We start from the raw sequence: 19,859 nt of genomic DNA, 5'->3' as shown, positions 1-19,859 counted from the left end.
CGGATTCAGCGTCCGGCATCAATCCCCTGTGGGAGCGGGCTTGCCCGCGATGGCGGTGGGCCAGGCAATTAATCTGCAACTGAACCACCGCCATCGCAGGCAAGCCAGCTCCCACACGTAATCCTGTTTCTTCAGTTGGAAACGTCGGCGATGGCTTGAGCCAGCAACGTCAAGCGCGTTGCATCAACCCCGGCCACGTTAGCCCGCCCCGAACTGACCATATACACACTGTGCTTTTCGCGCAGTTGCTTGACCTGCTCGGCACTCAAGCCGGTATAGGAAAACATCCCACGCTGCGTGCCGATATGTGCGAATTTCTCGGCCAGGCCATGGGGCGCAAGCGCTTCCACCAATCCGGAGCGTAACTGAGCGATCCGCGAACGCATGGCCTCGACTTCCTCGCTCCACTGCTTTTTCAGCTGTGCATCACCGAGAATGGTCGCCACCACCGCAGCACCGTGATCCGGCGGTGTCGACCACAGGTTGCGCGCGATATTCGCCAGTTGGCTGCGTACATCGGTGAGCTTTTCGGCATCCGCCGCACAGACGATCAATGCACCCACGCGGTCGCGATACAGGCCGAAGTTCTTCGAGCAGGAGCTGGTGATCAGCACTTCCGGCAGCTCGGCGGCAAACAGGCGCACCGCCCAGGCGTCCTGTTCCAGGCCATCGCCAAAGCCCTGGTAGGCGAAGTCGATCAGCGGCAGCAACTGGCGTTCACGCACGATCTGCAAGACCTGGCGCCAGTCATCCTGGGACAGGTCAAAGCCGGTCGGGTTATGGCAGCACGCGTGCAGCAATACCACGTCGCCCTTGGGCACGCTGGACAGGGTTGCCAGCATCGCCGTCACATCCAGGCGGTTGTCGCTGCCCACGTAAGGGTAATGACTGACCTTGAGCCCGGCTTTGGCAAAAATGGTTTCGTGGATCGGCCAGGTCGGGTTGCTCAGCCACACGCCACGGCCCGGCAGGCTGTGGGCGATAAAGTCGGCACTCAAGCGCAGGGCGCCGGTGCCGCCTGGGGTTTGCGTGGCGCCAGCGCGGCGGTCACGCAGCAAGGCCGAGTCGGCGCCGAGCACCAGTTGGCTGATCAGGCTGCCGAAGGCTGCATCGCCATGCCCACCGATATAGGTCTTGGTCACTTGGGTGTCGACCAGGCGCTGTTCCGCCAGCTTCACCGAGTGGGGAATCGGCGTCAGGCCTTGCTCGTCCTTATAGACACCTACGCCCAGGTCGAACTTGTTCGGGTTGGCGTCCTGGGTATACAGGTCCATCAACCCGAGGATCGGGTCGCCGGGCACGCGGTCGATGGCATCGAAATGCATTATTTGCGACCCTCGGCAGTCTTGGCCACTTCGTCGGTGCGCGCGGCCATGATGAAGTCGTTGCGGTGCAGGCCCTTGATGGAGTGGCTCCACCAGGTCACGGTGACTTTGCCCCACTCGGTGAGCAGGCCAGGGTGATGGCCTTCGGCTTCGGAAATTTCACCCATGGCGTTGGTGAAAGCCAGGGCGAATTTGAAGTTCTTGAACAGGAAAACCTTTTCCAGCTGCATCACCCCATCGCGCACTTCGATGTTCCAGTCAGGGATCTGCTTGATCAGCACCGGCAGTTCTTCATCGCTGACTTGCGGGGCATCGGCGCGGCAGGCTTCGCAGTGGGCTTGGTTCAAGGTGGTCATGGAAGGTGTCCTGAATTCGAATGATTGAAGGTCAGTGGCGTTACCCTAAAGCAACGCGGGGCCAGGGAACAGACTCACCTGGCCTTAAAACGTGAGGTTCACGCGGCTTTGGGTTTGGGCGGAAATTTCGGTGCGTGCAGACCCAACTGCATGCCGCGCTCGACCATGCCCATGATGTCTTCCTGCGCCACGTCGAACAGGCGCTTGAGCTCGGGCAAGACGAAGTACAGCGGTTGCAGGATGTCGATGCGATAGGGGGTGCGCATCGCTTCCAGCGGGTCGAAGGCCTGGTGCTCGGGCTCGTCCGACAGGCAATACACACTTTCTTTAGGCGACGACAAAATGCCGCCACCGTAGATACGCCGGCCCTGAGGCGTGTCCACCAGGCCGAACTCGATGGTCATCCAGTACAGGCGCGCCAGGTACACCCGTTGCTCCTTGGTGGCCGCCAGGCCGAGCTTGCCGTAGGTGTGGGTGAATTCAGCGAACCAGGGGTTGGTTAGCAGCGGGCAGTGGCCAAAGATCTCGTGAAAAATATCCGGCTCTTGCAGGTAGTCCAGTTCTTCACGGGTGCGGATAAAGGTCGCCACCGGAAACTGCTTGCTGGCCAGCAATTCAAAGAAGGTCTGGAAGGGAATCAGCGCCGGCACGCGGGCGACTTGCCAGCCGGTGGTGTCGGCCAGCACCTTGTTGATCTCGCCCAGTTGGGGGATGCGGTCCAGGGGCAGGCCGAGCTTGTCGATGCCGTCCAGGTATTCCTGGCAGGCGCGGCCCTCAATCACCTTCAACTGACGAGTGATCAGGGTATTCCACACCGCGTGTTCTTCTGGCGGGTAGTGGATAAAACCTTGCGCATCGGGCTCGCGGGCCACGTACTGCGTCTGCTTCATACGGCTCTCCTGCTAGGCATTCGTTCTTGTTATGTCCTGGGATGCCTCTATTGATAACCGGATAGGCGTAGGATTCCATCAGCCTTTAGCCAATGCGTGTAGGAAAAATTACCGATATTCGTAAAGAATTCGTTACGATAGGCTCGCTTCTCGCAGCTATGGGCTGGGAATAGCTGCCGTACTGTCACATAATCTTGACGACTATCTGCGCCTAGCGACAAAAAGACGCGGCGCCTACTCCTTTTTCGAGTTTTTCCATGCGTATCAAAGTGCACTGCCAGAACCGCATCGGCATCCTGCGGGACATCCTCAACCTGCTGGTGGAGTACGGCGTCAACGTCGCCAAGGGCGAAGTCGGCGGTGAGCATGGCAATGCCATCTACCTGTTCTGCCCCAACCTGGTGAACATGCAATTCCAGGCGTTGCGCCCGCAGTTCGAGGCGATTGCCGGAGTGTTCGGGGTCAAGCGGGTAGGGCTGATGCCCAGCGAGCGGCGGCATATGGAACTCAATGCGTTGCTCGGTGCCCTGGAATTCCCGGTGCTGTCCATTGATATGGGCGGCTCCATCGTGGCCGCCAACCGGGCGGCGGCGCAGTTGCTTGGCGTGCGGGTAGATGAAGTGCCGGGGATTCCCCTGTCGCGTTATGCCGAGGATTTTGACCTGCCGGAACTGGTGCGCGCCAGCAAGTCGCGAATCAATGGCCTGCGGGTCAAGGTCAAGGGCGACGTATTTCTGGCGGATATCGCGCCCCTGCAATCCTCCGAGCACGACGACAGTGAAGCCATGGCCGGCGCCGTGCTCACCCTGCACCGTGCCGACCGTGTCGGTGAGCGTATCTATAACGTGCGCAAGCAAGAGCTGCGCGGTTTCGACAGCATCTTCCAAAGCTCCAAGGTCATGGCCGCAGTGGTGCGTGAAGCGCGGCGCATGGCGCCGCTGGATGCGCCGCTATTAATAGAAGGCGAAACCGGCACCGGCAAGGAGCTGTTGGCCCGGGCCTGCCACTTGGCCAGCCCGCGGGGGCAGTCGCCGTTGATGGCGCTCAACTGCGCGGGGTTGCCCGAGTCGATGGCCGAGACTGAACTGTTTGGCTATGGTCCCGGCGCATTTGAAGGGGCGCGGGCGGAAGGTAAATTGGGCCTGCTTGAGCTGACGGCGGGCGGTACCTTGTTTCTGGATGGCGTGGGAGAAATGAGCGCGCGCTTGCAGGTCAAGCTGCTGCGCTTTTTGCAGGATGGTTGTTTTCGCCGGGTGGGCAGTGATGAAGAGGTGTACCTGGACGTGCGGGTGATCTGCGCGACCCAGATGGACTTGTCGGAACTCTGCGCCCGGGGGGAGTTTCGTCAGGACCTTTATCACCGGCTGAATGTGCTGTCGTTGCATATCCCGCCGTTGCGCGAATGCCTGGATGGCCTCGCGCCGTTGGTCGAGCACTTTCTCGACCAGGCCAGTCGGCAGATCGGTTGCCCACTGCCCAGGCTGGCCCCTGCGGCCATGGACAAACTCAGCCACTACCACTGGCCAGGCAACGTGCGGCAACTGGAAAACGTGCTGTTCCAGGCGGTGTCGTTGTGCGAAGGCGGCACGGTCAAGGTTGAACATATTCGCTTGCCCGATTATGGCGTGCGTCAGCCGCTGGGCGATTTTTCCCTGGAGGGCAGCCTGGAGGATATCGTCGGGCGCTTTGAGAAGGCGGTGTTGGAAAGCCTGTACGCCGAACACCCGAGCAGCCGCCAGTTAGGCAAGCGCCTGGGAGTTTCCCACACCACCATTGCCAACAAGCTGCGTGATTACGAAGTGCTCAAGGCCGATCGCAGTTAAAACGGTGGGAGCTGGCTTGCCTGCTATAGCGGATTGTCAGTTGGCATATCAGTGCCTGCCCAACCGCTATCGCAGGCAAGCCAGCTCCCACATTGGTTGGGTATTGCCCCCGCAATCAGCGCCCGGCCTCAATCCCCTGTGGGAGCGGGCTTGCCCGCGAAGGCGGCGGGTCAGTCAATGATTCTGTCGCTGAACTAACGCTATCGCAGGCAAGCCAGCTCCCACATTGGTTGGGTATTGCCCCCGCAATCAGCGCCCGGCCTCAATCCCCTGTGGGAGCGGGCTTGCCCGCGAAGGCGGCGTGTCAGTCAATGATTCTGTCGCTGAACTAACGCTATCGCAGGCAAGCCAGCTCCCACATTGGTTGGGTGTTGCCCACGCAATCAGCGCCCGGCCTCAATCCCCTGTGGGAGTGGGCTTGCCCGCGAAGGCGGCGTGTCAGTCAATGATTCTGTCGCTGAACTAACGCTATCGCAGGTAAGCCAGCTCCCACATTGGTTGGGTATTGCCCCCGCAATCAGCGCCCGGCCTCAATCCCCTGTGGGAGCGGGCTTGCCCGCGAAGGCGGCGGGTCAGTCAATGATTCTTTCGCTGAACTAACGCTATCGCAGGCAAGCCAGCTCCCACATTGGTTGGGTATTGCCCCCGCAATCAGCGCCCGGCCTCAATCCCCTGTGGGAGCGGGCTTGCCCGCGATGGCGGCGGGTCAGTCAATTAATCTGCAACTGAATCAGCACGATCGCAGGCAAGCCCGCTCCCCCTTTGATCTCTACCGGTTTGAAGGCCGGTGTTTGCCGCAGGCGGCAGTAGTCCGCCGTTTTTTCGACTGTTTCTTCCCGCGCTATTTCAGCTACCTCTACGAAACCCCCGCCGCGCTTGGACTTTGGTCTCTTTTGAAAAGTTGGTTCGCAAATTGCTTAAGCCTCCTCAGTACAGCGGTGGGCGGCAAGCGTCCGTCAGAAAGAGGATAGAGCGTGGACAAGTACCTTTATGTGGCAATGACCGGCGCCAGCCAGAATGCACTGGCGCAGAAGGCCCATGCCAACAATCTGGCGAACATTTCCACCAACGGTTTCCAGCGCGACCTGGAACAGGCGCGTTCGATGCCGGTGTTCGGTGACAGCTTTCCGGCGCGGGCGTTTGCCATGACCGAACGTCCGGCTACCGACTTTTCACCGGGCGCGATGATCGAAACCGGCCGCGACCTCGACGTGGCCGTCAGCGGCGACGGCTGGATGGCGGTGCAAACCCCGGATGGCGGCGAAGCCTACGTGCGCAGCGCCAGCATGAACGTGGATGCCTTGGGCGTGCTGCGGGCCGGCAACGGTATGCCGATCATGGGCAACGGTGGCCCGATTGCCGTGCCGCCCCAGCAGAAAATCGAAGTGGGTTCGGACGGCACCATCAGCATCCGTGCCATGGGCGAAGGCCCGCGGGTGATGGCGGAAGTGGACCGTATCAAGATGGTCCAGCCTGACCTCAAGAACATGACCAAGGGCCTGGACGGCACCATCCACACCAAGGATGGCCAACCGGCCCAGGCCGACGCGAATGTGCGGCTGACCTCGGGTTTCCTGCAGGCGAGCAACGTCAATGCCGTGGAAGAAATGACCGCGGTGCTGGCGCTGGCCAAGCAGTTCGAGCTGCACATCAAGATGATGAACAGCGCTAAAGAAGACGACCAGGCCATGACGCGCGTCATGCAGATGAGCTGATTCAAGCCCACTAACTAATTTGCAACGCAGCGCCAACCATCCGGCGCACGAAGGAGAACAGCATGCTTCCGGCTCTATGGGTTGCCAAGACAGGCCTGTCCGCCCAGGACACCAACCTGACGACCATTTCCAACAACCTGGCAAACGTGTCGACCACGGGCTTCAAACGTGACCGCGCCGAGTTCCAGGACTTGCTCTATCAGATCAAGAAGCAACCGGGCGCCCAGTCGACCCAGGACAGCGAACTGCCGTCGGGCCTGCAACTGGGTACCGGTGTGCAGATCGTCGGCACCCAGAAAAACTTCAGCGCCGGTAACCTGCAGCAAACCGGCCAGCCCCTGGACATGGCGATCAATGGCCGCGGCTTTTTCCAGGTACTGCAACCGGATGGCACCACCTCTTACACCCGTGACGGCACCTTCCACCTGGACTCCAACGGCCAGATCGTGACCGCCAACGGTTTCGCCCTGGAGCCTGCTGTCGTGGTGCCGCCCGACGCCAAGACCTTCACCGTCGGCAACGACGGCACCGTGTCCATCACCGTTGCTGGCAACCCGGCCTCCCAAGTGATCGGCAACCTGCAAACCGCCGACTTCATCAACCCGGCCGGCCTGCAGGCGATGGGCAACAACCTGTTCCTGGAAACCGCCTCCAGTGGCGCGCCGCAAATCGGCACCCCTGGCTTGAACGGCTTCGGCACCACGCTGCAAAGCACCCTGGAAACCTCCAACGTCAGTACCGTTGAGGAGATGGTCAACATGATCACCACCCAGCGCGCCTACGAGATGAACTCCAAGGTGATTTCCACCGCCGACCAGATGCTTTCGTTCGTTACGCAAAATCTGTAATCAGTCTATGGGGCGCCCTTGAGGGTGCCTGCAACACCGTGAGGTTAGGGTCATGAATCGCTATGTTTGTGTGTTGGCATTGAGTGGGATCGCCGTGCTTGCGGGCTGTGTCGCCCCCACGCCAAAGCCCAATGACCCGTACTACGCGCCGGTGTTGCCACGCACACCGTTGCCGGCGGCGGCCAACAATGGCTCGATCTACCAGGCCGGTTTCGAGCAGAACCTGTACAGCGACCGCAAGGCGTTCCGGGTCGGTGACATCATCACCATTACCCTGAATGAGAAGACCCAGGCCAGCAAGAACGCTAACTCGCAGATCGGCAAGAACAGCAAGACCAGCATCGGCCTGACCTCGCTGTTCGGCGGCGGCCTGAACACCAACAACCCGCTGGGCAGTGGTGACCTGAGCCTGGACGCCGGCTACAGCGGCGACCGCGCCACCAACGGCAAGAGCGCGGCAGGGCAGGGCAACAGCCTGACCGGTTCGATCACCGTGACCGTCGCCGACGTATTGCCCAACGGCATCATTGCCGTGCGTGGTGAGAAGTGGATGACCCTCAACACCGGCGACGAGTTGGTGCGCATCGCCGGCATGGTCCGCGCCGATGACATCTCCACCGACAACACCGTGCCGTCGACGCGCATTGCCGATGCACGCATTACCTACTCGGGCACCGGTTCGTTTGCCGATGCGAGCCAGCCGGGCTGGTTCGACCGCTTCTTCCTCAGCCCGCTGTTCCCTTTCTAGGTGGCCATTTTGAAGTTCAAACAGCTGATGGCGATGACGCTTTTGCTGGCCTTGAGCGCTGTGGCCCATGCCGAGCGCCTGAAGGACATCGCCAGTATTTCCGGCGTGCGCTCCAACCAGTTGATCGGCTATGGCCTGGTCGTGGGGCTTAACGGCACGGGTGACCAGACCACCCAGACGCCGTTCACCCTGCAAACCTTCAACAACATGCTCTCGCAGTTCGGCATCAAAGTGCCGCCAGGCTCGGGCAACGTGCAGTTGAAGAACGTCGCAGCGGTGTCGATCAGCGCCGATCTGCCCGCGTTTGCCAAGCCGGGGCAGGTGGTGGACATCACCGTGTCGTCCATGGGTAACTCCAAGAGCCTGCGCGGTGGCACCTTGCTGATGACGCCGCTCAAAGGTATCGACGGCAACGTCTACGCCATTGCCCAGGGCAACCTGGTGGTCGGCGGTTTTGACGCCGAAGGCCGCGACGGCTCGAAGATCACCGTCAACGTGCCGTCGGCCGGGCGTATCCCCGGTGGCGCTACGGTTGAACGCACCGTGCCGAGTGGTTTCAACCAGGGCAACAGCCTGACCCTGAACCTCAACCGCTCCGACTTCACCACCGCCAAGCGCGTGGTCGACAAGATCAATGACATGCTCGGCCCTGGCGTGGCCCAGGCCATCGACGGCGGCTCGGTTCGCGTCACTGCGCCTCTGGACCCAAGCCAGCGTGTGGACTACCTGTCGATCCTGGAAAACCTTGAGGTGGACCCAGGCCAGGCCGTGGCTAAAGTCATCATCAACTCGCGCACCGGCACCATCGTGATCGGCCAGAACGTCAAGGTTTCGCCAGCGGCGGTGACCCACGGCAGCCTGACGGTGACCATCACCGAAGACCCGATCGTCAGCCAGCCTGGGCCGTTGTCCGGTGGCCAGACGGCCGTGGTCCCGCGCTCGCGCGTCAATGCCCAGCAAGAAGCCAAGCCGATGTTCAAGTTCGGCCCCGGCACCACCCTGGACGAGATTGTCCGTGCGGTGAACCAGGTGGGCGCTGCGCCCGGCGACTTGATGGCGATCCTCGAAGCTTTGAAGCAGGCCGGCGCGTTGCAAGCCGACCTGATCGTGATCTGAGGCCATGGCCATGGATATGCGCAAGAGCGGTATCAGCAGCACGGCGGACTCGGGGTCTTACTCCGACCTGAACCGGCTTAACCAGCTCAAGGTCGGCGACGACAAAAACAGTGAAGGCAACCTGCGCAAAGTGGCGCAGGAATTCGAGTCGCTGTTTTTGAACGAGATGCTCAAGTCCATGCGTTCGGCCACCGAGGCCCTGGGCAAGGACAACCCGCTGAACACCCCGGCCGCCAAGCAATACCAGGAAATGTACGACCAGCAATTGGCGGTGTCGATGTCCCGCGAAGGTGGTGGTATCGGCCTGGCCGATGTGCTGATGCGCCAGATGCAGAAGAACAAGCCGGTGGAGGCCCAGGCCGCCACCTTGCAAGGCCCGGCGGCGGATGCGCCGGTGAAGAAAGTCGATGTGCCGACCGAGATTGCCGCCGGTACCCAGGCCGAAGGCCCGTTGGGCCGCTCCAATGGCCAGCGGCCTTTGTGGGCGTATCGCGTGGCCGTGCCTGAGGGCGCCAGCACCCATGCCAACGACATGGAACTGATGAACCAGCGCCGTATCGCCTTGCCCAGCAAGCTGGCCGACCGACTGCTGGCCGGCATCGTGCCGAACGCTCCGGTCGAAGCCAAAGCCGCGCCCCTGCGTAACAGCGCTGCCGACGACACGGTCATCAACAGCAGCGCGCGTAGCTTTGCCGTGCCGAGCGGGCGCATGCAGGTGTATGGCCGCGCCATTGCGCAGCCACCGCTGGCGCCGGCCAAGAAAGCCTTCAGCTCCCAGGATGAATTCGTCGCCACTATGCTGCCGATGGCCAAGGCCGCCGCCGCACGCATCGGTATCGACCCCAAATATCTCGTGGCCCAGGCCGCGCTGGAAACCGGCTGGGGCAAATCGGTGATGCGCGCCGAGGACGGCAGTAGCAGCCACAACCTGTTCGGCATCAAGGCTGGCCAGAGCTGGCAGGGCGGTCAGGCCCGGGCGATCACCAGCGAGTTTCGCGATGGTGCGATGGTCAAGGAAACGGCGCAGTTCCGTTCCTACAGCTCGTATCAGGACAGCTTCCACGACCTCGTGACTTTGCTGCAAAGCCATGATCGCTATAAAGAAGTTGTGAAATCAGCCGACAACCCGGAACAGTTTGTACGCGAGTTGCAAAAAGCCGGTTATGCAACCGACCCGGATTACGCCAGCAAGATTTCGCAGATCGCAAAAAACATGAACAGTTACCAGAACTACGCTGCCGCTGGCGCAACCACACATTTATAAGGTCTGAACCATGAGTTTGCTCAGTATCGGGATGTCAGGGCTCAATGCCGCTCAAGGATCGTTGTCGGTCTTGAGTAATAACATCGCCAACGTGAATACCCCAGGGTACTCGCGTCAGCAGACCACGCAAAATACCAACGCATCAAACCCGTTCGGCGGCGTGTACATCGGCAGCGGCACCACCCTGGCCGATGTGCGCCGGGTGTACAACGAGTACCTGGACACCGCTTACCAGAACAGTACGGCGCTCAATAACGACGCCAAGGCGTACCTGGACCAGGTGGGGGCCGTCGACAAAGTGCTGTCGGACAAAACCACCGGTCTGTCCTCAGTGCTCAGTTCGTTCTTCGCCACCCTGCAAACCGCCGCGTCCAACCCCAGCGACCTGTCGGCCCGCCAATTGCTGGTGACCAACGCCCAGACCCTGAGCAGCCGTTTCAACTCGATCTCCACGCAGTTGACCCAGCAGAAAGAGACCATCAACAACCAACTGAGCAGCATGAGTGATCAGGTCAACCAATTGACCGCCTCGATTGCCTCGCTTAACCAGCAGATCTCCCAGGCCCAGGGCAGCTCCAATAGCGCCCCAGCCAACCTGCTGGACTCGCGTAACGAGGCAGTACGCTCGCTCAATGAGTTGATCGGTGTCACGGCCACCGAGAAAAACGGCCAGTTCAGCGTGACCACCGGCAGCGGCCAGTCCCTGGTAGAGGGCGGGATCTCCAACAAGATTTCCGCGGCACCAAGCAAAACCGATAACAGCCAGTACACCATCCAGTTGGACATGAACGGCACCAGCCTGGACCTGGGTTCGGTGATCAGCGGCGGCAGCATCGGTGGCCTGTTGCGCTATCGCAGCGATGCCTTGATGCCGGCCATCAATGAGCTGGGGCGTATCGCCATTGCCACCGCGGACACGCTCAACAGCCAGCTGGGCCAGGGCCTGGACCTCAATGGTGACTTTGGCGTTTCGCTGTTCAAAGACATCAACAGCGCGGCCGCCATTGCCTCGCGCAGCCAGGGTGCCTCGGGCAACAGCGCCGGCGCGGGCAACCTGAACGTGACGATCAAGGACAGCAGTCAGTTGTCCACGTTTGACTACACCGTGACCTTCAGCGACAAGACCGATCCTAACAAAATCACGGTGTTGCGCTCGGACGGCAAGGCCATGGGCACCTTTGACATGAGCGCTACACCGCCGCCGACCCTGGATGGTTTCACCCTGGCGCTGGACGGCAAGGGCACCATGGCGTTTGGTGACAGCTTCAAGGTCAGCCCCACCGCCACGGGCGCCAGCGGTATTGGCGTGGCGCTCACCGATGCGAACAAACTGGCGTTTGCCGGCCCGTTGGCAGGTACCAGCAGCAAGACCAACAGTGGCACGGGCACCTTTACCCAGCCGGCCTTGACAGTGCCTTTGGATATCCATGGCGGCACTGACACTGCCCAGTTGCGCGCCGGTATTGAAAACTCGATGCCGGTGAAGATGGTGTTCGGCAAGCCTGCCGCCGACGGAACGCAGTCGTATACGATCAGCGACTCCAAGGGCAACCCGATTGGCACCGGCTCGATCATTCCGGGGCAGGGCAACAAGATCACCGTGGACGTGCCAATGCGCGACGCCAGCGGTGCCGCCATTCCCGGCAAGAGCTTCAAGTTCGACACCACTGTCAACGGCTCCCCGGCAGACGGCGACAGCACCACCTTTGCCTTCAACAGTGGTGGCAAGTCCGACGGCCGCAACGCCCAGGAACTGCTGAACCTGCAAACCAAGGCCACCGTCGGCATGGGCGAGGGCAACGCGGGCACCAGCCTGGTGGGTGCCAACAGCAAGCTGGTCTCGACCGTGGGTGCCAAGGCCAGCCAGGCCGGGGTCGACACCGCCGCCACCGGTGCGTTGCTCAGCGCCAATAAGGAAGCACGCAACTCGGTATCCGGGGTCAACCTGGATGATGAAGCGGGCGACATGATCAAGTTCCAGCAGTACTACACCGCGTCGTCGCAGATCATCAAGGCTGCGCAGGAAACCTTCACCACACTGATGAATGCTCTTTAAGGGAGGCTGGGACGATGCGTATTTCTACACAGCAGTATTTCGAGACCAGCTCTGCCAAGTACCAGAGCAACTATTCCAGCGTGGTCAAGGCCCAGGACCAGGCCAGCTCCGGCGTGCGCGTGCAAACCGCCGCAGATGATCCGGTGGCGGCGGCGCGGTTGTTGATGCTGCAGCAGCAGAAAGACATGCTGGCGCAGTTCAATGGCAACATCGACACCCTGAAAAACTCGCTGACCACCCAGGACGGCGTGCTGGAAAATATCAATATCGCGATTCAACGGGCCAGCGAGTTGGCGCTCAAGGCGGGTAACGTCGGCATCAGCGACGCTGACCGCAAGTCGACGGCCGCCGAGATTGGCGCCATTGAAGACCAGATCCTGGGCCTGCTCAATACCAAGGACGCCAGCGGCAATTACTTGTTCTCCGGCAGCAAGACCGATACGCCGCCCTACGCCCGCAACAATGACGGCACCTACAGTTACCAGGGCGATGACACGCCGTTGAGCCTGCAGATCGCAGAGAACCTGTCGGTTGCCATGGGCAATACCGCCAAGAGCATGCTTGAAAGCTCGGCGAATACGGGCCGTACGCAAACCGCGCCGATCCTCGTGCCGCCAGCGGTCGACGATGGCAAGGTCACCGTCTCTGCCGGGCTGATCGCGGCCAACAGCAGCTATAACAGCAGCTTTTCCGATGGTCAGCCGTATAAGCTGACCTTCACCAGCAGCACCCAATACGTGGTCACGGACAATGCTGGCAAGGACATCACTTCGGAGATTCCAGGCAACGGCACTTTCGATGCCACCAAGGAAGGCGGCTCGACTATCAACCTGCGCGGGGTCAAGTTCGACATTGGCTTGAACCTGGGCAAAGACGCACTGGGCAAAGACATACTGCCAGGCGCGCCGTCGGACGCCATCGTCAAGGATCGCGAGTTCAGCCTGTCGGTCAAGCCGGACACCTTCAGCGTTTCGCGCACCCCGAGCAATCCGTCCACCGCGCAACTGAGCGGCGGCACGGTGAGCGATCCGGCGGCGTACGCCAGCACCTTTCCCAACTCGGGCGTGATCGTGAAGTTCGGTGCCGCCGGCGCCTATGACCTGTATGCCCAGCCGTATAGCGCAGACAGCAAGTCCATCGCCAGTGGCACCCTGGCGGCCGGCGCCACCACCATCACGGCGGCAGGGGTGACCTTTGATGTCACCACCGCACCGGCACCGGCAGCCGGCGACCAGTTTGCGATCAGTGCCACCAGCAACAAGAACGAGAACGTCCTCGACACCCTGAGCCATCTGCGCAAAATTCTGGAAACGCCGTCAGACGGCAACCCAGCGGCGCAGAAGGAGCTCAAGGACGTGGTGGCCAAGTCCATTGGCAACCTGACCAATGCCTACGGCCAGATCGACCAGGCGCGTGGCTCCCTCGGCGCGCGCCTCAATGGCCTGGACATTCAGTCCAAGGAAAACGTCAGCCTGGACCTGGCCAATACCACCACCATGAATGCCCTGGGCAATGTCGACTTCGCCGAAGCCGCCATCAACCTGAGCTTGCAACAAACCATGTTGCAGGCCTCGCAGTTGGCCTTCGTGAAAATCTCGCAGTTGAGCCTGTTCAACAAGATGTAAACCGCGTTCAGTCAAGCGGCCCGCTCTGGAAACAGGGCGGGCCGTTGTCGTTTCGGGGGCTTAATTGTTGAAACGTTTTGCATAAACCACGCAAAATTGAGTGACCTGTGAGTCATAAAGCGCATCTTCACTGTATCGTGTGAAAAGGATAAGTCGTCACAGGGCCTTCATCGGGCGGCTTTCAGCGGGATTTTTATGGGGTTATCCCCTTTATTGTCAGCACTTCCGGCATAGCCCGAGGGGTGTTCTCCAGCTATTTAGTATTGGGAAGCCACAATGATTGGCATAAAAAGCATCGCCAGTTACGTGCCGGCGGACGGGATCGATAACTACGCCCAGGGTGCCAAGTTCGCCAAGGATGAAGAGTTCATCATCGGCAAGATCGGCTCGGCGTTCCTGCCGCGCAAGGAAGCGGCACAGGAAACCTCGGATCTGTGTGTCGAGGCGGTCAACGCCTTGTTTGCCAACAACCCGCAATTGAAGCGCGAATCCATCGACGCGCTGATCGTCGTCACCCAGAACGGCGATGAAGAGGGCTTGCCTCACACTGCCGCCATCGTGCAGGACAAACTGGGCCTGCCAACTCACGTGGCCGCCTTCGACATTTCCCTGGGCTGCTCCGGCTACGTCTACGGCATCTACGCGATGAAAGGCTTCATGGAAGCCGCGGGCCTGAAAAACGGCCTGCTGATCACCGCCGACCCGTATTCCAAGATTGTCGACCCGGAAGACCGCAACACCACCATGCTGTTCGGCGATGCCGCCACTGCCACCTGGATGGGCGAAGACGCGCCGTGGTTGCTCGGCAAATCCAAGTTCGGCACAGACGGTTCCGGCGCACCGCACCTGAAGGTCAGCGACGGCGTGTTCTTCATGAATGGCCGCCAGGTGTTTAACTTCGCTTTGCTCAAGGTGCCTGCGCACTTGCACGAGCTGCTCAAAGAGTCGGACCTCAAGGCCGATGACATCGATGCGTTCTGCATCCACCAGGGCAGCGCGGCCATCGTCGACGCCGTGGCGCGCCGTTTTGAAGAAGCGCCGGTGGACAAGTTCATCAAGGACATGGTCGAGACCGGCAACACCGTGTCGTCGAGCATCCCGCTGCTGCTGGAAAAGCACGTGATGGACGCCACCTGGAAGCGCGTGGCAATCAGCGGCTTTGGCGTGGGCCTGTCGTGGGGCTCGGCGATTCTCTATCGTCCGTGATGCTTTAGCGGCTGCACAAAAAACGCCGATGATCGAATGATCATCGGCGTTTTTTTATTGGCGCCAGAAAAGCCAATGAAACCGGGCTTCTGCGCCTGCATAAGCCCTTGAAATACAAGGGCTGGCACAGGGCTACTAAAAAAAATCAAAAAAATCCTCAAGCAACCGGCTACCACGACGATAACTATTACGTAGGTTCTCTAGGCCACACCCGGCGGTCGCCAGGGCCGGAAGCCGCAGTATCCAAACCACGAGGATTTCGTCATGGCATTATCAGTAAACACCAACATCACCTCCCTGGGTGTCCAGAAGAACCTGAACAAAGCTTCCGACGCTCTGAGCCAGTCGATGAACCGTCTGTCCTCCGGCCTGAAAATCAACAGCGCCAAAGACGACGCTGCCGGCATGCAGATCGCTAACCGTCTGAACAACCAGGTCAAAGGTCTGAACGTTGCCATCGCCAACGCCAACAACGGCGTGTCGATTGCCCAGACCGCTGAAGGCGCGATGCAAGAATCCACCAACACCCTGCAGCGTCTGCGTGAACTCGCCCTGCAAGCGGCCAACGGTGATAAAAGCGACGCTGACCGTGTTTCCCTGCAGCAAGAATTCACCGCTAAAGTGGGCGAGCTGAACCGTATCGCCAGCACCACCACCTTCGGTGGTCGTAACCTGCTCGACGGCTCGTTTCAGAACGTAGCGTTCCAGATTGGCGCAAACGCTAACGAGACTATCTCGTTCGGCATGACCGATATCAGTTCTACCGCGCTGAAAGGCAACTACAGCGAAGCAACCGTTAACAGCACTGCACTGAGCGGTCTGGCCGCAACTACTACTGGCTCGGTACTCACTGACAAAGCGACTGCCACGGGCACCGCTGCTGTCGGCGCAACTGTAGATACCGATACCATAAAGATTAATGGTACAACCATCAGCTTCGGTAACGTCGCTGCTACTGACTTGGGCGTTGCCGCAGTTGCGGCTATCAACAAAGAGACAGCTACTACCGGTGTTACTGCTAGTGCCGATGCTACCGGTGTCCTCACACTGACCTCTGCCAAAGCTATCAAGCTTGAAGCTGGTGATGTTGCCGGCGCGGTCGTTGGCCCACCTGCGGTAGCTGCGAAAACTGACGGCTTGGTCAATCTCAAGCTTGCTGCTAATGCTAACATTGCCCCCACCAGCAATTTGACCGCTGATGGCTCGATCACTGTGAACGGTGCTGCGGTAACTTGGGCGAAAGGCGACGCCATGTCGACCGTTCTCACCAAGCTCACCACTGCTGCTGGCGGCGCTGCAGCTGGTGCTTCCGCTACCTTCACCGATGGTCGTCTCAAGCTGACCTCGGGTAACGGTGCTGACATTAAGCTGGCTAACACCAATAGCGGTTCGCTGTCGCAACTGGGGCTGTCTGCCGGTACCACCCAAGCCAAATTGACCGAAGATACCTCGATCTCGGTCAACGGCGTAGAAGTCAAGTTCAAGAAAGGCGACACTTCTGACGCAGTTGTAGCTTCGATCAACAGCGCCAGCACCGGTGTGCAGGCTAGCAAAAACGCTGACGGCACTCTGAGCCTGTTTGCAGACAAAGATATCACCATCAAAGACGGCAGCGCTGGTACTGGACTGAAAGCCCTGGGTCTGACAACTGTTGCCAATGCGGGCACCAAAACCGCCGTCACTATGGAAACCAGCGTTTCCAACCTGAACATCCTGACTGCCGCTTCTTCGCAGCAGGCCATCCAGGCTCTGGACGATGCCATGCAGCAAATCGACAGCCAGCGTTCGCAGCTGGGTGCCGTACAAAACCGCTTCGCCAGCACCGTGGCCAACCTGCAGAGCATTTCGCAGAACTCCTCCGCTGCCAAAGGCCGCGTAGAAGACGCTGACTTCGCTTCTGAAGCTGCTGAGCTGACTAAGCAACAAACCCTGCAACAGGCTTCCACTGCGATCCTGTCCCAGGCCAACCAACTGCCATCGTCTGTTCTGAAGCTGCTTCAGTAATAGCGCTAGCGGTTAAATAACGGGAGGGTGCGTTTAACAACGTGCCCTTCCGTTTTTTCAGTTTGGAGGTGGTGACATGGACATGAGCATCAAGCTGACCTCGTCTTACCCCGCAGCCACGGCCCCGGCCAACCTTGGCGCAGTGGTGACCCAGGCCAAGCCTGTGGCCAGCAATGAGCCGATCAAAAGTGAAGAGCCGCAGCGCGTGGCGCTGGAAAAGGCTGTTACCGATATGCGTGAGTTTGTGCAGGCTTCACAGCGCAACCTGGATTTTTCCATCGATGACTCTACCGGCAAGGTAGTGGTCAAGGTGATCGCCACTGACAGTGGTGAAGTGATTCGACAGATTCCATCGGAGACCGCGCTGAAATTGGCGCAGAACCTGAGCGATGCCGGCAGCCTGCTGTTTGATAGCAAGGCTTGAGTTGGCACGAAACATGTTTCTGATTGCGGTCTAGGCGTATAAGCGCCAAAAAACGGCCGCTGCAGGACAAGGAGAATGGCAAATGGCTAGTTCAACGATTTCCGGCCCAGGTTCGGGCTACGACACCCAAGCAATCGTCAAGGCGCTGGTAGGTGCCGAGCAGGCGCCCAAGCAGGCTCAGATCACCAACGAGCAGAAGAAGGCCACCGTGCAGTTGTCTGCCGTGGGCTCGGTCAAGACGGCGTTGGAAGCCTACCAGGCGGCGATCACCAAGTTGAACAATGCCTCGGCCTTCAACGGGCTGGCGGCGACTTCTTCGGAAGAGAAAAACGCCAAGGTTACCTTGGGTGACGGCGCATCCAGCGGCAAGTACGTATTGAAGGTCACTAACCTGGCGACGGCTTCGAAAGTCACCACGGCGGTGAATGTCGATGGCGCATCGGGCAAGGCCAACAGCACGGACGAAGACCAGACGCTGACCATCAACCAGTCGGGCAAGAGCTACGACGTGATCATTCCCGGTGGCGCGACGTTGCAGCAGGTGCGCGAATCCATCAACACCCAGCTCTCGTCCCAGGGCATCAGTGCTAACGTGCTGAGCGACTCCAATGGCGCGCGGCTGGTACTGACTTCGACCACCATGGGCGAGGGCACCGACATCACCCTCAGCGGCGATTCGCAGCTGGCTACCGGGTACGACAAAGGCAAGCCGCCGACCAACGCCAAATACTCCATTGATGACATTGAAATGTCATCGAACAGCAACAAGATCACCTCCGCGATCAGCGGCGTGACCCTGGATCTGTTGGACACGGTAGACATCACCAAGCCGACCACCATCACCGTGGCCAGCAACACCGACACCTTGAAAACCTCGGTGCAGTCCTTCGTCAGCGCCTACAACACGCTGATGACGGCGATCAACACCCAAACCAAGGTCACTGCAACCGGTGATGCCTCCACCACCACCGCAGGTGCGTTGACCGGCGATGCGTCGATGCGTCAATTGGTGAACAGCCTGCGTTCCGAGTTGGTCAACGGCTCCGGTGCGGGCACCATGACCAGCCTGGCGCAGATGGGCATCACCACCGACCAGAAAACCGGCCTGCTGAGCCTGGATGACAAAACCTGGGACAAGGCCGTGGTCAAGGGCGCTGGCGACATTGCCAAGCTGTTCACCGGCGACACGGGCTTGATCACCCGCATGAACAAGGCGACCAACAGCTACGTCGGCACTACCGGCACCCTGGCGACACGTGCCACCGATCTCAACAACAAGTTGACCGACTTGACCAAAGAGACCGACGACCTGACGCGGCGCATGGATGCCTTGCAGAAGTCCCTGACCGCCAAGTACACGGCGATGGACACCATGATCGCGCAGATCAACGCCAGCAGCTCCAGCATCCTGACCACCCTCAACTCGCTGAACAATCCTAAGTCGAACTGATGAGCGGTGCGCGCCAGGGCCCTGTCCAGGGGCTCTCGCGCAGGGTGCTGGATTAAAGTTTTTATCGCCGTGGTCGAAAAACTGGTTAAGCAAACCTATTCGATTGTCGCCAGTAACGAGGTAGCAACATGAACCCGATGAGAGCCCTTCGCCAGTACCAGAAGGTCAATGCCCACGCTCAGGTCTCCGAAGCCAGCCCGCACCGCCTGGTGCAGATGCTGATGGAAGGTGGCCTGGATCGCATGGCCCAGGCCAAGGGGGCGTTGAGCCGCGGGGACATCGCGCAAAAGGGCCTGATGCTGGGCAAGGCGATCGAAATCATTTCGGGCCTGCGCGATGGCCTGGAGCCTGAGAAAGCCGAAGATCCGGCCGCGATCCAGCGTCTGGATGCCCTGTACAACTACATGGGCAATCGCTTGGTCGAGGCCAATCGCGTCAACGACGCCGAGATGATCGACGAAGTCGCCCGCCTGCTGATCACCGTCAAGACCGGCTGGGATGCCATCGCTCCACAATAAGGCCGATTGCCTTGAGGTACACATCATGAGCCACGCACTGCAACGCATCGACGAAACCCGCGAAGCCCTTCTCGGCGCGCTGGCTGAGCGCAATTGGGAAGCCGTGGGGGAGTTGGACCTGGGTTGCCGCGCGGTGATTGATGAGGTGCTCAGTGAGGCACCGGTAGACGAGGGCGCATTGCGCGAGAAGCTGGAAAGTTTGTTGGTGGTGTACCAGCAGTTGCTGGAGGTGACGACCGGCGAACGCCAGGCGATTTTCGAAGAGATGTCGCAGATCAACCAAGCGAAAAATGCGTCAAAGGTTTACCATCTGTTCGGTTGAACGGGCGCAGTTAATCCGAACGGCGCGTCATATATTTGACTGTGCCAGCATTTTTGACTTAACTAGTGCTGTTTTCAGATTTCAGACGTCTAGAAGGTAAGAAATCTTACAGACGTCTAGATTGCCCTCATTCCGGGGCAGGAAGTTTTACTAGGGAAGTTGCTATTGC

At 59.9% G+C, this 19,859-nt stretch carries 17 protein-coding genes; 14 read left to right on the top strand and 3 right to left on the bottom strand.

All coding sequences use genetic code 11. The features are described from left to right. Nucleotides 1-131: 131 nt before the first annotated feature. The 3 genes from JMV15_RS14875 to phhA all read right to left on the bottom strand — a co-directional run bounded on the left by JMV15_RS14875 (nt 132) and on the right by phhA (nt 2,571). Nucleotides 132-1,325, bottom strand: a complete 1,194-nt coding sequence (locus JMV15_RS14875; protein WP_038451061.1) for an amino acid aminotransferase — start codon at nt 1,323-1,325, stop codon at nt 132-134. Continuing rightward, complete coding sequence (locus JMV15_RS14870) at nt 1,325-1,681, bottom strand: 4a-hydroxytetrahydrobiopterin dehydratase (protein ID WP_003192995.1); 357 nt, start codon at nt 1,679-1,681, stop codon at nt 1,325-1,327. The genes JMV15_RS14875 and JMV15_RS14870 overlap by 1 nt, the downstream gene beginning before the upstream one ends. 98 nt (nt 1,682-1,779) lie before the next feature. Next, nucleotides 1,780-2,571 carry a phenylalanine 4-monooxygenase gene (phhA, locus tag JMV15_RS14865; RefSeq protein WP_014719366.1) on the bottom strand — a complete coding sequence of 264 codons (792 nt, stop codon included), beginning with the start codon at nt 2,569-2,571 and terminating at the stop codon, nt 1,780-1,782. Between the two features lie 257 nt (nt 2,572-2,828). On the opposite strand from phhA, the gene JMV15_RS14860 reads away from it, so the two are divergent. The 14 genes from JMV15_RS14860 (at nt 2,829) to JMV15_RS14795 (ending at nt 19,690) form a co-directional block, all read left to right on the top strand. Beyond that, on the top strand, nt 2,829-4,394 hold the full coding sequence (locus JMV15_RS14860) for a sigma-54-dependent phenylalanine hydroxylase transcriptional regulator PhhR (RefSeq protein ID WP_014719365.1): 1,566 nt from the start codon (nt 2,829-2,831) through the stop codon (nt 4,392-4,394). A 974-nt stretch (nt 4,395-5,368) separates the two neighbouring features. Continuing rightward, the gene (locus JMV15_RS14855) at nt 5,369-6,109 is read left to right on the top strand and encodes a flagellar basal body rod protein FlgF (protein ID WP_003192988.1); all 741 of its coding nucleotides are present in this window, start codon (nt 5,369-5,371) and stop codon (nt 6,107-6,109) included. A 62-nt stretch (nt 6,110-6,171) separates the two neighbouring features. Then, on the top strand, nt 6,172-6,957 hold the full coding sequence (gene flgG / locus JMV15_RS14850; protein ID WP_003192986.1) for a flagellar basal-body rod protein FlgG: 786 nt from the start codon (nt 6,172-6,174) through the stop codon (nt 6,955-6,957). A 52-nt stretch (nt 6,958-7,009) separates the two neighbouring features. After that, entirely contained in the window at nt 7,010-7,705 is a 696-nt protein-coding gene (gene flgH, locus JMV15_RS14845; RefSeq protein ID WP_014719364.1) for a flagellar basal body L-ring protein FlgH, read from the top strand. Between the two features lie 6 nt (nt 7,706-7,711). Continuing rightward, on the top strand, nt 7,712-8,821 hold the full coding sequence (locus JMV15_RS14840; protein ID WP_161981170.1) for a flagellar basal body P-ring protein FlgI: 1,110 nt from the start codon (nt 7,712-7,714) through the stop codon (nt 8,819-8,821). A 4-nt stretch (nt 8,822-8,825) separates the two neighbouring features. Continuing rightward, nucleotides 8,826-10,085 (top strand): flagellar assembly peptidoglycan hydrolase FlgJ, encoded by a 1,260-nt coding sequence (gene flgJ / locus JMV15_RS14835; RefSeq protein ID WP_038451059.1) that lies wholly within the window; start codon nt 8,826-8,828, stop codon nt 10,083-10,085. Nucleotides 10,086-10,095: 10 nt separating this feature from the next. Beyond that, on the top strand, nt 10,096-12,141 hold the full coding sequence (gene flgK, locus JMV15_RS14830) for a flagellar hook-associated protein FlgK (RefSeq protein WP_032904972.1): 2,046 nt from the start codon (nt 10,096-10,098) through the stop codon (nt 12,139-12,141). Nucleotides 12,142-12,155: 14 nt separating this feature from the next. Continuing rightward, nucleotides 12,156-13,766 carry a flagellar hook-associated protein 3 gene (locus tag JMV15_RS14825; protein WP_014719360.1) on the top strand — a complete coding sequence of 537 codons (1,611 nt, stop codon included), beginning with the start codon at nt 12,156-12,158 and terminating at the stop codon, nt 13,764-13,766. A 276-nt stretch (nt 13,767-14,042) separates the two neighbouring features. Next, the gene (locus JMV15_RS14820) at nt 14,043-14,972 is read left to right on the top strand and encodes a ketoacyl-ACP synthase III (protein ID WP_014719359.1); all 930 of its coding nucleotides are present in this window, start codon (nt 14,043-14,045) and stop codon (nt 14,970-14,972) included. Between the two features lie 264 nt (nt 14,973-15,236). Next, a complete protein-coding gene (locus JMV15_RS14815) occupies nt 15,237-16,976 on the top strand; it encodes a flagellin N-terminal helical domain-containing protein (protein WP_019818394.1) in 1,740 nt (579 codons plus the stop codon). Nucleotides 16,977-17,052: 76 nt separating this feature from the next. Continuing rightward, nucleotides 17,053-17,400: a flagellar protein FlaG gene (locus tag JMV15_RS14810; RefSeq protein ID WP_014719357.1), complete on the top strand. Its 348-nt coding sequence runs from the start codon at nt 17,053-17,055 to the stop codon at nt 17,398-17,400. A gap of 82 nt (nt 17,401-17,482) precedes the next feature. Beyond that, nucleotides 17,483-18,850: a flagellar filament capping protein FliD gene (fliD, locus tag JMV15_RS14805; protein WP_019818392.1), complete on the top strand. Its 1,368-nt coding sequence runs from the start codon at nt 17,483-17,485 to the stop codon at nt 18,848-18,850. Nucleotides 18,851-18,978: 128 nt separating this feature from the next. After that, nucleotides 18,979-19,368, top strand: coding sequence for a flagellar export chaperone FliS (fliS, locus tag JMV15_RS14800; protein WP_020302689.1), 390 nt, complete (start codon nt 18,979-18,981; stop codon nt 19,366-19,368). Between the two features lie 25 nt (nt 19,369-19,393). After that, entirely contained in the window at nt 19,394-19,690 is a 297-nt protein-coding gene (locus tag JMV15_RS14795; protein ID WP_014719354.1) for a hypothetical protein, read from the top strand. Nucleotides 19,691-19,859: the final 169 nt, after the last annotated feature.

The sequence above is a fragment of the Pseudomonas paracarnis genome (assembly GCF_904063055.1).
Taxonomy (GTDB): domain Bacteria; phylum Pseudomonadota; class Gammaproteobacteria; order Pseudomonadales; family Pseudomonadaceae; genus Aquipseudomonas; species Aquipseudomonas paracarnis.
This window is presented reverse-complemented; position numbering and strand designations above follow the sequence as displayed.